The sequence below is a fragment of the uncultured Methanobrevibacter sp. genome (assembly GCF_902770715.1).
Taxonomy (GTDB): domain Archaea; phylum Methanobacteriota; class Methanobacteria; order Methanobacteriales; family Methanobacteriaceae; genus Methanocatella.
In genome coordinates this window covers 1-12,164 of record NZ_CACXTS010000038.1, presented here as the reverse complement: position 1 = coordinate 12,164, position 12,164 = coordinate 1, and the positions used below count along the sequence as shown (strand labels likewise).

Annotated in this window: 13 protein-coding genes; 11 read left to right on the top strand and 2 right to left on the bottom strand. The window is 29.7% G+C overall.

Annotated features, from left to right (window positions below):
* Positions 1-28 precede the first annotated feature (28 nt).
* The 4 genes from QZU81_RS09325 (at position 29) to QZU81_RS09310 (ending at position 4,429) form a co-directional block, all read left to right on the top strand.
* Positions 29-322, top strand: coding sequence for a transcriptional regulator (locus tag QZU81_RS09325; RefSeq protein WP_295591486.1), 294 nt, complete (start codon positions 29-31; stop codon positions 320-322).
* Positions 323-434: 112 nt separating this feature from the next.
* Positions 435-2,231: a DUF4209 domain-containing protein gene (locus QZU81_RS09320; RefSeq protein WP_295591484.1), complete on the top strand. Its 1,797-nt coding sequence runs from the start codon at positions 435-437 to the stop codon at positions 2,229-2,231.
* Positions 2,232-2,323: 92 nt separating this feature from the next.
* Complete coding sequence (locus QZU81_RS09315; RefSeq protein WP_295591482.1) at positions 2,324-3,403, top strand: DNA cytosine methyltransferase; 1,080 nt, start codon at positions 2,324-2,326, stop codon at positions 3,401-3,403.
* A 12-nt stretch (positions 3,404-3,415) separates the two neighbouring features.
* The gene (locus QZU81_RS09310) at positions 3,416-4,429 is read left to right on the top strand and encodes a DNA cytosine methyltransferase (RefSeq protein ID WP_295591480.1); all 1,014 of its coding nucleotides are present in this window, start codon (positions 3,416-3,418) and stop codon (positions 4,427-4,429) included.
* Positions 4,430-4,431: 2 nt separating this feature from the next.
* Here the strand turns inward: QZU81_RS09310 and QZU81_RS09305 are convergent, their stop codons facing one another.
* Positions 4,432-5,202 (bottom strand): hypothetical protein, encoded by a 771-nt coding sequence (locus QZU81_RS09305; protein WP_295591479.1) that lies wholly within the window; start codon positions 5,200-5,202, stop codon positions 4,432-4,434.
* Positions 5,192-5,950 (bottom strand): hypothetical protein, encoded by a 759-nt coding sequence (locus QZU81_RS09300; RefSeq protein WP_295591477.1) that lies wholly within the window; start codon positions 5,948-5,950, stop codon positions 5,192-5,194. Before QZU81_RS09300 ends, QZU81_RS09305 begins: the two co-directional genes overlap by 11 nt.
* Positions 5,951-6,059: 109 nt before the next feature.
* Between QZU81_RS09300 and QZU81_RS09295 the strand changes: the two genes are divergently transcribed.
* The 7 genes from QZU81_RS09295 to QZU81_RS09265 all read left to right on the top strand — a co-directional run bounded on the left by QZU81_RS09295 (position 6,060) and on the right by QZU81_RS09265 (position 12,044).
* A complete protein-coding gene (locus tag QZU81_RS09295) occupies positions 6,060-6,242 on the top strand; it encodes an AbrB/MazE/SpoVT family DNA-binding domain-containing protein (protein ID WP_295591475.1) in 183 nt (60 codons plus the stop codon).
* A 46-nt stretch (positions 6,243-6,288) separates the two neighbouring features.
* Positions 6,289-6,711 (top strand): very short patch repair endonuclease, encoded by a 423-nt coding sequence (locus tag QZU81_RS09290; protein WP_295591473.1) that lies wholly within the window; start codon positions 6,289-6,291, stop codon positions 6,709-6,711.
* A gap of 212 nt (positions 6,712-6,923) precedes the next feature.
* Complete coding sequence (locus tag QZU81_RS09285; protein WP_295591471.1) at positions 6,924-7,418, top strand: hypothetical protein; 495 nt, start codon at positions 6,924-6,926, stop codon at positions 7,416-7,418.
* 11 nt (positions 7,419-7,429) lie between these two features.
* Complete coding sequence (locus tag QZU81_RS09280; protein WP_295591469.1) at positions 7,430-8,368, top strand: hypothetical protein; 939 nt, start codon at positions 7,430-7,432, stop codon at positions 8,366-8,368.
* Positions 8,369-8,380: 12 nt separating this feature from the next.
* Positions 8,381-9,307 carry a hypothetical protein gene (locus QZU81_RS09275; protein ID WP_295591467.1) on the top strand — a complete coding sequence of 309 codons (927 nt, stop codon included), beginning with the start codon at positions 8,381-8,383 and terminating at the stop codon, positions 9,305-9,307.
* A gap of 233 nt (positions 9,308-9,540) precedes the next feature.
* A complete protein-coding gene (locus QZU81_RS09270) occupies positions 9,541-9,939 on the top strand; it encodes a hypothetical protein (RefSeq protein WP_295591465.1) in 399 nt (132 codons plus the stop codon).
* Positions 9,940-10,019: 80 nt separating this feature from the next.
* Positions 10,020-12,044, top strand: a complete 2,025-nt coding sequence (locus QZU81_RS09265; RefSeq protein ID WP_295591463.1) for a hypothetical protein — start codon at positions 10,020-10,022, stop codon at positions 12,042-12,044.
* Positions 12,045-12,164 lie beyond the last annotated feature (120 nt).

The window sequence follows — 12,164 nt, the reverse complement described above, 5'->3', positions numbered from 1 at the left end:
AGATAAACGCTAGCTTGAGCCCAGTGTCTTGAAAGGGACACGCTGGGTTCTTAGGAGAGAAGGAGGGAGCAATTCCTCCGACTTATCCGACAAGTACAGGACTAAAGTAATGAAGTCCTTGGATGGGGAAGTTTTGATACCTTCCCAAATAGCTAGAAATTCAGGGATTAGAACAAATCATATTTCAAAGGTTCTAAGTGAATTGAAAGCACATGAACTTGTTGAATGTATTAATCCGGAAGTTAGAAAAGGTAGATTGTATAGGCTTACTGTTAAAGGCAAAATGATAACTGAAAATTTAAAAAATGATGGTTCTGAGTAGGTTTAATTTAATTTACCTTCTGTTTCTTTTCTTTGTTATTAAATTAATATAATTTAATTCATTTTTCAAGTTTATTATAAAGATAATTAAATCGAGCATATGGAGAGTAAATATGACTGATATTAATTTAGATAAAATATACACAAAAATTGAGAATAATAAATCATTTGATTTTTCAGAGATTATGAAAGATTTACGCTTCATGTTAAACACAGTTGATTCTGAGGACATATTAAAAAAAGTTAAATGTGAGATAAACTGTTTGAATTTACAAATAGAAAATGGTGAACCTCAAGGTATTTTTGGAATAACTGATGTGGAAGGAGAGTTAAAATATTTTCCAAACTTAGATGATTTTGATGAAGCTGATTTTCAGTATTTAAGAGAGAGGGTTGAATATTCAAAAAATAATTTTATTATTTTAATTTACGCATGCATTCTATGGGTTGGAAAACGAGAAATTAAATATTGTGAATGTTTCATTGATAATTCTATAGAATTAATTAATCAGCATGATTTTGAGGAGACTCATGAAACCTATGAAGTAGTTAAAGTTATTAAAAATGCTTTTATTAATGCAAGAAAAACCAAATATGAATGTGAAACAGTTAAAGAGATAATAATAAGTTGGATTCAGAATGAAGATTTCTGGAATATTAAATTTTCGTTTATCCCTTTTCATTTAATTGATTTTGTTTTAACTCAAAAAAATAACTTCAAATCATTTTTTCAAAAATTGGATCAAATCTGTTGGGACATTTATGACAATATTAAAGATTCAGATAATATTTATGCATCATTAAATTTTTTAGAATTGGGTGAAAAATGTTCCAATAAATTAAAAAATGATAATTTTCCTTGGAGATTGGAAATAGCAAAATGCTATGAATCCAAATGTAAATCTGAAGAAAACCCATTAACTCAGTCACATTTCTGCATGCTTGCTATCAGCTCATATAAAAAAGCAGATAAACATTCAAAAGCAGATGAATTATTAAATTTTCATAAAACAGAAATTAGTCCGAACATGGTTTTTAATAAGATTGAAATTCCATTAGATGAACTAAATGATATTTATCCCATGCTGTTGGAAGCTTCAGAAAATATTGCTGAAGATGACTTAAAAGAAATTTTTTCATATTTAATTGCTTCAGATGAAATCCTTCCCGATTATCAAATGTGTAAAAAGTTATCAGAGAACATGTCAAAGGAATCCCCCCTTTTTTATGATTTTGGTAAAGTAATTATTGGTGATGAAAAATTACCTATGGATAATTTTGAAAATGATGAAGAAAAAATGAATTATGGAATTATGTTCCATTATTCAAAACAGATGACTTTAATTTATATACCATTCATTATTGAAATATTCAACAAAGCATTTAATAGTGGAAAATTATCTCAAGAATCTTGTTTAAATTTTATAAAAAATGAAACCTGGCTTGGTGTAAAAATGGTTCCTAATTTGAATATTGAAAATCATTTTTTTGAATTAATCGTTCCAGCGATTAATTATTATTTTTTAGAAAGAAATTTATATTTATTATATCCTAATTATTATCCACATTTTGTTTTAACAATTGATTCTTTAACTTTGAAATTAGAAGGAATAATTAAAATATTATGTAAAATTTTTGGAATTGAAACAAAAGAAACAACCGATAATAATACTGTTCAAGATAAATCCTTAAATAAATTATTGAATGATGAAAAACTGTCTGAAAAAATGGGTCAAAGCAATATATTCTTCTTAAAATATTTATTGATTGATAAATGTGGTTTGAATATTAGAAATGAAGCAGCTCATTCTTTATTGGCTTTAAATGAATATAATTACGTTAATGCAACTTTATTATTAGTTGCTTTATTAAGATTATGTAAATATAATTGGACCATTATAGAAGATTGAATTCACTAAATCTATATCATTTGCAAATTTTAAATATTTAGAAAAATATATTATTAAATAAGAGTAACATACATTATTCTGGAGATTAAACAATGAGTGATAAACCAACTGTTATTGATTTATTTTGTGGTATCGGAGGATTCAGTAAAGGATTTGAAATGGCTGGATTCGATGTATTGTTTGGAATTGATAACTGGGAAGTTGCAATTGATACATTTAAAAATAATCACAATAATACTGAAGGCATACTTGCTGATTTAACTGAATTAGAAGATGAATTCTTTTCTCAATATGAAGATAAAGTGGATGTTATTATTGCTGGTCCACCTTGCCAAGGATTTTCAATGTGTGGTAAAAGGGAAGTTGGTGACAAACGTAATGAATTGTTTAATGAAGTAGTAAGGGCTGTTAAGATAATTAAGCCTAAAATAGTGATAATTGAAAACGTTGTTGGTCTTTTATCTATGAAAAATGTTGACGGGGATAATGTAAAAGATGTAATTAAAAAGGAATTTAATGAAATTGGGTATCAAGTTGAACATAAGATACTGGATGCATCTCAACATGGCGTTCCTCAAAAAAGAAAAAGAGTAATCTTCATCGCATCAAAAATAGGAGAAGTTAAGTTTCCTAAACCTAAAAAATACGTGGTAACTGTTAAAGAAGCATTGAGCAATATTCCCGATACAACTTTTGAATATTATACTGAACCTGTTAATGATTTCCAGAAATTAATGGCAGATGGTGAAACTAAAATTTATAATCATGAACCAATGAGGCATAATGAAAAGGTAATGAAAAGGATAGTTAATGTCCCACAGGGAGGGAATTGGCAAGATCTTCCACCTGAATTGTATGACGTAGGTGGAACTCACAGTAACAATTATAGAAGATTACATCCGGATAAACCTTCCATTACAATCAAACATGCTGTTAAATCAATGATTATTCATCCGGAATTTGATAGGGTCGTTACTGCAAGAGAAGTTGCAAGGTTACAATCCATTCCAGACAGTTTTATAATTGAAGGAAATAAAACAGACCAGCATCAACAGTTAGCAAATGCAGTTCCTCCGTTATTAGGATATGAAATAGGAAAACAAGTTATAAAAAAATTAAACAATCCTACCAAGCCTGAAATTGAAGTCCAATCCAGTTTAGGAGATTTTTAATAAAGTGATAATATGTCTACAAATAAATCAGAGATACAATCAAATTTAAGTGATTTTTCAATGCCGACTACTAAAGATAATGATAATAAAGAATTCACATTCATTGATTTATTTTCTGGAATTGGAGGATTTAGATTAGCATTTGAATCAGTAGGTGGCAAATGTATTTTCAGTTCAGATATTGATAAATGGGCTAATGAGACATATTATGATAATTTTGGAGAGTATCCTGAAGGAGACATAAGTAAAATAGATGCTAATGATATTCCCGATCATGATGTGCTTTGTGGGGGATTCCCATGTCAGCCATTCAGTATTGGTGGATATAGAAAAGGATTCTGTGATACTAGAGGAACATTATTCTTTGAAGTGGAAAGGATTCTTAAAGCAAAAAAACCTCAAGCATTTCTTTTAGAAAATGTTAAAGGTTTAACAAATCATGATAAAGGCAATACATTCAAAGTTATTAAACAATCATTAACAAATATGGGATATTCAATATTTTACCAAGTATTAAACTCAAAGAATTATGGCATTCCACAAAACAGGGAAAGAATATATATTGTTGGTTTTAAGAAAAAGGTATCTTCATTTATATTTCCGAGCCCTATCTATTCAAAAAGCAATATCAATGAGCTATTAGAACATGATGTTGAAGGACATGATTTATCTGAAACAGCATCAAAACATCTAGAAAAACATTTGCAAGATTATTTGGAGAAAAAAAATATTAATGAAGAATACCCTATTTTTGCAACCGAAATAAGGCCTTCAAGATGTTCTTTGAGAAATGATGGTTGTTCCCCATGTTTAACAGCTAAAATGGGAACTGGAGGAAATAATGTCCCAGTTCTAGCTACAGAGAATAGAAAATTAACTGTTCGTGAATGTTTAAGATTACAAGGATTCCCAGAATCTTATAAGATGAAAGATAATTATTCTCAAAGCTATAAACAAATTGGAAATAGTGTTACAGTTCCAGTAGTTAAATTAATAGCTAAAGAAATGGTAAAATATTTAGAATAATTTTATTTTGGTTTTATCACTATAGTAAATTGTCCTTTACTCCTTCCAGAACCTGTTGTAGGTTTAAACGGTATAAAGCAATCGTCTTTTAATTTTCCGTTTTCATACAGATAATGAACAGTGAAAGGTTCCTCAAAATTTCCTATTCCATTAAATATAAAATCAGAAATTTCTTTATTGTTGTTTATTATTTCTTCAATTTTTAAATTTGAATATTTTTTTATCTCATTAGCTGTTTCTAAATCCATGCCTTCATCGTTAATGTCAATTCCAGCTTTTTTGAAAAAATTAATGAAATCTTTAGTATTAGAATACCATCCATTAATTACTGCATCATTTTTTTCTAAATCTTTTTCTTTTCTACAATATATTGATGCACCGGCTCCTAATTCATATGATCCAAAAATTTTATTAAAAGTATTGGGATGTAATTTAGTAATTTGGTATCTTTTAGAAGTAATTAACTTTACAGATATACCTGTTCCAGCTATTGGAACTAAATTAAAAGTTTCAACATCATCTTCATTAAGATAAAAATCTCTTTCTTCTAAAATATCCTGTGGAACAATTCCTTTAGCAATATACACATCCGCTTTAGGTTTGACTTTCTTCTGATTAATCTTACCAAATTTATGATACAAAACATGTATAGCATAATGAGTTTTTGAATCTAAATTAAGTGTTTCCCATAATGCCGTATCTTCTTTTCTATTCAACAGCTTTACAAAATTAATTTCTTCTTCAGTTCCTTCAGCAGTCCCTCTATTTCTCATTTTTCCTACTCTCTGCAATTGTTTTTAAATCCTGACCTACGGAACCCCATTTCAATTGTACAACCCCCCTTTTCTTTTCAGATTTGGTGCCCCCATTTATATTTCTGTTCCATGCTTGGAATGTTAGTCTTCCGATAGGGAGAGGAGTTCCAGTCTTTTCATTAGCATCATCAGATAACCATTCTAATGCATCATTCGCATTAACTACAATCCCTTCCTCTGGAGTACCATAATACATATAATCTGGAGAGGAATCACTTTTTAAACCTTTAATAAGGAATCTTTCGATTAATTCTTTCTTATGTTCATGGAAGAATTTTTTGATATTCTCTACTTTTTCAGGATATTTCCTTTTAAACTGAGCAGCACTTAATCTATCTTCAACAGCACCGGTTCCATCCAAGGTGCCATCTCCCCATATAAAACAAAGAATATCATTTTTCAAATCATCAGAAATACCATATTCTTTTTTTAAAAATGAAATAAATTCTCCAACTTTTTCCTGATGAATACTATTACCTGTACCTTTTTTAATGCTCAAATTGTAAGGAGTACTATTAAATTCAATTATCAAATCTGTTTTATTAACTCCACCTAATTTATATGCATTTATTATCGTATTATCATCAACAGGTTTTTCAGAAATGAAGGTTATTGTTTCTTTCAAATTTTCATTAAGTTCCCTATATTTTTTATTATCTAATGCAATCATTAATCTGGTTTCATTATCAAATCCATCTTTTCCCATTGCGAATCACTCCTATCATGTTAATAAGTTTGACACACATTTAAAATAAGAATTAATGTACATTAGATACATTAAATATTATATGTACATGAAATTTAAATATTAATCTATGAGTGAAAAGTTTGTTAAAGTTAGAGGAAGGCATGGGACAAAATCATTAGATTTAACTATTCCTGCAGAACTAAGTGCTGAACATAATATCAAACCAGGGGATTTATTTAAAGTTGAAGTTATCTCTGATGAGGATTCTATAACTATCAAATATCAATTAATATATAAAAATAAACATTAATATAATCAATTCTCATATTATTTTGGGAACTATTGAGTTGATTCATATGGTTGACAAATTTAGCAAAGAGGTTCGAAGTTATAATATGTCAAGGATTCGCAGCAAAGACACCAAGCCAGAAATCCTTGTTAGAAGTTATCTCTTCTCAAAAGGATTGCGTTTTAGAAAGAATGATAAAAGATATCCTGGAAGTCCAGACATTGTACTGCCAAAATACAAGACCATGGTGTTTGTTCATGGCTGCTTCTGGCATCTTCATGACGGATGCAGATATGCGAGAATACCAAAATCCAATGTTGAATACTGGGAGAAGAAACTTTATAGAAACAAAGAACGTGACGAACACAACCAGAAAGAACTTGAAGAAATGGGATGGAATGTAATCACGGTATGGGAGTGCGAACTTAAAAAAGACAAACGTGAAAAGACACTTGAAAATTTATATATTCAAATAACCTCTGAACAGTAAACTGTTAACTTTATTTCTACATTCATCGTTATTTTATCTTAATAAAGTAATATTAATTAATTATTCTAATTTTCAATCATTAATGTAATGTTAATGTCCACCTTATCAAACTTTTTAAAAAATAGCTATAATATATAAATCTTTATATATTATAAATAATAAATTAAATAATAAATTAAGTAATATTAAAATTTAAGTGGAGGACATATATAATGCCAGATTCAATTATTTTACTTGAAGAAAGAAAAGAAGTCACAACTTTCTTGTTAGATGAAGGTACAATTACTGCAACCACCGTAACTACTCCTACTGGAGAAACTCCAGGATATGAGTATGCAGGCAATAAAATCAAAGTTGATGATGCTGTAACATTATCTGCAAACTCCGATATTGGAAAACCTACAGTTAAAAAATACACTGCTGCTGAAGGTGAAATCATTTTAGGTATTGCAGTCAACGATCCAGTTACAATGACTGGAGGTAAAAGAAAAACAGCCATCCTTGTATTAGGACATTTATTCAGATTAAAATTAGCCAGCGGTTTGTCAAACATTGCCGTTAATGACAGAATAGCTTTAACCAGCACCGGAGCCATCAAATCAGAAGACGGCGAATATATCGCAATGCATCCGGTTGCAAGCTCAGACGATTACAAATACATTGAAGTGTTCAGACCATACGATATCGGAACCACAGGCCAAACTTAAGGTGATAATGAATGATTACAAAAGGAAATGATACCAAAGTACAAAATGAGGTAATAGCTCAAACCATTACTGATGAAACTGCAAAAAGGTTAAAATTAGCTAGATTGTTTCCTAAACAAGAAATCAAAGAGAACTCCGATTACTACACCTACTTTAGGCAAAACATTAATCTTGATGAAGCTATTAAAAAAGGTTTACTTGGAGAAGCTAAGGATATTGCTCCAGGTGCGTCCTTGCAAGAGTTGAACATCAGAAAACCAGTGACTGACACTATCTCCATTGATACTGTCGGAGGAGTCCTTAATGTTAATAAGGATGTGTTTGATTCAGATATTGTTTCATTTGAAGACCTATTAGGTGATGTAGCTACTGTTATTGCTAACAGGATTGAGTATAACATTTATGATACTTTAATAAGCTCTCCAAATGTTCCTGTTTACAATACTAGTGAAACTCAAGACACTATGGATGCTTATGGTAAATTTGTTATCAAAGCACAAGAAGCTTTCAAAGGTAATGCTGGAGCAGGTGCTGATTTAACAATAATGGCCGAGTCCTACAAAACCTTAAGCTATGTAAAACAATTAGCTTATAGTTCTAACAAATTAGTTCAGCCTGTAGAAGGTATTAAAGAATACTATGGTATTGATAATATCGATCTTTTAGGAACAACCCAAGCTGACGGAGGATCATTAATAGGTGACAAACAATATATTGGTTTTGATCTTAGGAATGCACCATTAACTGTTTTGTATTCCAAATCTTCTGGAACTACTGTTGCACCTATTACAAGCGATGAAAACATTGCAGACTTCTATCCTATCATTGAAATCATGCGTAAAGACATCTATGATGAGTTACCTCAATATACAAAGTTGTTTATACAAAGTAAAGTTGGAATATTATTAAATAAACCGGGTCTTGCTTTAAAAGGTACTTGCAGGCCATAGAGGTGAATGTTAATGTTAACTAAAGGAAATGATGCTAAAGTACAAAATGAAGTCATGGCACAGATTGTTGCTGACACTTCAGCCAAATGGATGAAATTCACCAGATTACTTCCAAAACAAGAGATACAAGAAAACAGCCAATATTACACTTACATGTCACAAAGAGTCAATATCGAAGAAGCTATCCAATCTGGTGTACTTGGTGAGGCCAAAGATATTGCTCCTGGCGCTACTCTTCAGGAATTAAACGTTAGAAAACCAATCAGTGAAACTGTCTCTATTGATACCATCGGTGGAGTCTTAAATGTTTCAGCTCAAATGCTTGATTCCAATTTAATCTCCGTTAATGACATGTTACAAGATGTAGGAATTCTTATCGGCAGAAGTATTGAAAAGGCAGCCATTGACATGATAATGAATTCTTCAAAAGTCGCAACCTATAATTTCCAAGCTGGCGATGATACTGGAATGACCATTCTCAAAGCTCAAGAGAAGTTCAAAGAATCCGCTGGAAGCTATGCCAACTTAAACAGTATGGCCGTAAGCTACAAATCTTTAACCACTTTAAAATCAGACATATTCGAAAGCAATAGGCAAGTCGAACCGGTTGAATTAATTAAAAGCTATTACGGTGTTGATAACATAGACCTCCTTGGAACTGCTGTCTGTGATGGTGGTTCCGAGATGGGTGACAAAACCTATATTGGTATGGACTATATCAACCCCGGAATGAAATTGCTATACTCCAGAACTACAGGAACTACCGTTGCACCTTTAGGACCTGACGGCGAGATGTACGATTTCTATCCATTGATTGAATTCATGCGTAAGGACATTCGCGATGAATTACCGATTTATACAAAGCTGTTCATACTTTCCTCTGTTGGTGTGTTAATGAATGCACCTAATAGAATTATCAAAGGTAATTTCAGAGCATGAGTCATAATTTAACTCCTAAATATATTGGCCCTTTCGTTAGGGATGCGTGTAGGGATAAAAGAATATAAAAATCTAAATGGTTGATTTGGTGAAGTTTTAATTGCTTTTTCTTCACTAACATCTTCTGCTATGAGTTTTTTACTCCAAATCCATGATAAAGCTGGGATTGACCCTTCTCCCAGCTTTACCTATATATTTAGGAAGTAGCTATATTATATAATAGAGGCTATAAAATGAAATTAATTCTAGATAGTGAGAATTCACATCCTGCAACAATAACTGTTAAAGGAAAGGAAATAACATTGCTGTTAATTGAATCCAGCATATTAGTTGACAGTTCTCAAATAGCTGAGATATTTGACAAAAAAGAAAAAACAGTAGCCACTAAAGTTCAGAAATCCAAACTGGAGAAATATGAAACAGATAATGTGAAGATATTGAAAAATTATGGCTTGATGAATCCTGATGCAGTTAAACCAAGACCATTCTATGATTTAAGATTAATGCTCGAAGGACCAGCTTATTACTACTTCAAAAAAGAAGATGAAACAGATCTTATTGATGTTATTGTTAGAGTAGCTATTGGAAAACACCGTGAGTGGATTCATAACAGAGATATTGATGGATTCTAGTGATAAATATACTTTTAAATTATTTGTTTTCTATTAATTCATTTGCTATAAATATCATGAAAAATAAATTTTAAATAGTCATGTTAAATACATTTAAAAACTTGGTTAATAATATTGAAGCAACAATTACTTGCGAAAAGGATTTTGAAAAAGAGTATGGGATTAATCTGGATGATAAACCAATTCATTTTGCTGAAGATAAATTTTCAAAAGAAATACAAACAATTCTTAAAAGTCTAGATGATGGCCTAGATAAAAGTGTGTTAAATAAAATCAACACAGAACTGATTTATAGACAAATAATTTATGATGAGGATTCAATACCATATCTACAAATTATCGATATTATGCATTATGTTACAGGGTTTTTTAAATTTATTCCAGATTGGGACGATGAAAAATGGAATGACTTGATTAGGTCATCAAAAAATTATTTAAACCTTTCTGAAAACTATAAATTTGATTTAAAAAGCTGTAATACAAAAGTTTTTAATCGTGCACAATCCGTTAAATATTTGACAAGTAAAAATTGTGAAATTAGAATTGTTGAGGATGAAATTGAATTTATTTCTGGACTTGATGAAATCTATAAAAAATTAGAACAAAAAATTAGTGAGTTTGGTGGAATTAATCTAATCTTTGAATGTCTTGCACATCAGGATTATGATTCAAAATTTAAACGTTATATCTTTTTAAAAGACTTAAACCCTGGTGATAAAGAACCACAGATACCTTGGGGTTATCTTCTAAACTTATCATTAAAACATTTACAGCTCAAACATAATTCTAAAAGATTAAAATATGAAAAACTATTCGAAGAAATTATTGAATTATCTAAAAGGATAATAAATGGAGTATATAATGTTCAGGACTATAGCATTTGGACTTACTTTTACTTGGACTTAAAAAATCTTCCACAGCATGTTTCAAATATGGTATTGTATGATTCTTTATTTACAATTCCTCAAAGCAATATTTTACTCGAATTAGAATTATGCAAATATCTTTTTTCATTCGATCAGGATTTTTTTAATAATAATTTAGGTTTTACAATTGATGAATTTATCACTGTTGGAAAAGATTTTTATAATATCTGGAATAAAGAAAATAAGGCCATTCTAATACAATTATCTAAAAAGGTAAATTATGCCTTATCGTATGATACATATATTAAAATTTTAAAGTTTATGTCTCATACAGAGAATTTAAATAATAATTATATAGAACCTGATGATTATCAAAAGATTAATTTCCATGAAAAACCTTTGCTAAAATTCAATTCCTCCTCATTTTTATTGCCGGCTGTTTCTTGGTCTGCCCCAAACTTTTATGAATCTTTAGCGACTTTTTTAAGAGAACCCTGCGAACTACAATTAAATAAAAATTTAAATGATATTTTAGGTGTGAGATTAGAAGAATTTATTGCAATACTTCTCAATAAATATGGTATAAATTTCATCAAAGGAGGAAAATACAAATTTAATAAGAATATTTCAGAATGTGATTTTGTCATTGAATGTGAAAAATCTATCATTATTATTGAAGTTAAAAAGAAAGTTTTAACAAGAGAATCTAAATCAGGACGAAATTACAGTATTATCATTGATTTATCAAAAAGTTTGTTATACTCACAAATTCAAGCAGGAAAAGTAGAAATATTATTAAAAAGAAACGGAAAAATTAGTTTAAAGGAAAATAATACAAGACATGAAATTTCATTAAAAAATAGAGTAATAAAAAGGATTTCATTAACACAATTAGAGTATGGCTCTTTGTATAATCAATTATTTATTAGAAAGTTTCTGGAAGCACAGTTAAATGGTGAATTTAGGCTTGAAAATGGTGATGATGAATTAAATAAAAAATTTGAAGAATTTATAAGATATGGAGAACAATTCCAACAGCAATATGTTGAACTAAATAATCTTCAAGAAGAAGATTTTAATTATTTTATACACAGATGCTATTTTATGAGTTTATCTCAATTATTTGAGGTAATAAAGAGATCTTCTGATAATGATACTTTCGATGAAAATTTACCCAATAATATTATCGAAACTGGAGCTTTTGATTGGTATTATGAATACGGCATTTTAAATAAGTGATTTTTATTTTAAATAAATTTCAACCTTGTAGAAACCCTCATTTAAAATACTTGAATTGCTCTGTAGATGTTGTATAATACATCTTTGAGTTTTGTTTCTTTATTTTGGAGTTTAGTGCTT

Excerpts from the sequence above, each read along its gene's own strand:
- QZU81_RS09320 (WP_295591484.1), top strand. The coding sequence starts at position 435 with ATGACTGATATTAATTTAGATAAAATATACACAAAAATTGAGAATAAT.
- QZU81_RS09315 (WP_295591482.1), top strand. The coding sequence starts at position 2,324 with ATGAGTGATAAACCAACTGTTATTGATTTATTTTGTGGTATCGGAGGA.
- QZU81_RS09310 (WP_295591480.1), top strand. The coding sequence starts at position 3,416 with ATGTCTACAAATAAATCAGAGATACAATCAAATTTAAGTGATTTTTCA.
- QZU81_RS09305 (WP_295591479.1), bottom strand. The coding sequence starts at position 5,202 with ATGAGAAATAGAGGGACTGCTGAAGGAACTGAAGAAGAAATTAATTTT.
- QZU81_RS09300 (WP_295591477.1), bottom strand. The coding sequence starts at position 5,950 with ATGGGAAAAGATGGATTTGATAATGAAACCAGATTAATGATTGCATTA.
- QZU81_RS09295 (WP_295591475.1), top strand. The coding sequence starts at position 6,060 with ATGAGTGAAAAGTTTGTTAAAGTTAGAGGAAGGCATGGGACAAAATCA.
- QZU81_RS09290 (WP_295591473.1), top strand. The coding sequence starts at position 6,289 with ATGGTTGACAAATTTAGCAAAGAGGTTCGAAGTTATAATATGTCAAGG.
- QZU81_RS09285 (WP_295591471.1), top strand. The coding sequence starts at position 6,924 with ATGCCAGATTCAATTATTTTACTTGAAGAAAGAAAAGAAGTCACAACT.
- QZU81_RS09280 (WP_295591469.1), top strand. The coding sequence starts at position 7,430 with ATGATTACAAAAGGAAATGATACCAAAGTACAAAATGAGGTAATAGCT.
- QZU81_RS09275 (WP_295591467.1), top strand. The coding sequence starts at position 8,381 with ATGTTAACTAAAGGAAATGATGCTAAAGTACAAAATGAAGTCATGGCA.
- QZU81_RS09270 (WP_295591465.1), top strand. The coding sequence starts at position 9,541 with ATGAAATTAATTCTAGATAGTGAGAATTCACATCCTGCAACAATAACT.
- QZU81_RS09265 (WP_295591463.1), top strand. The coding sequence starts at position 10,020 with ATGTTAAATACATTTAAAAACTTGGTTAATAATATTGAAGCAACAATT.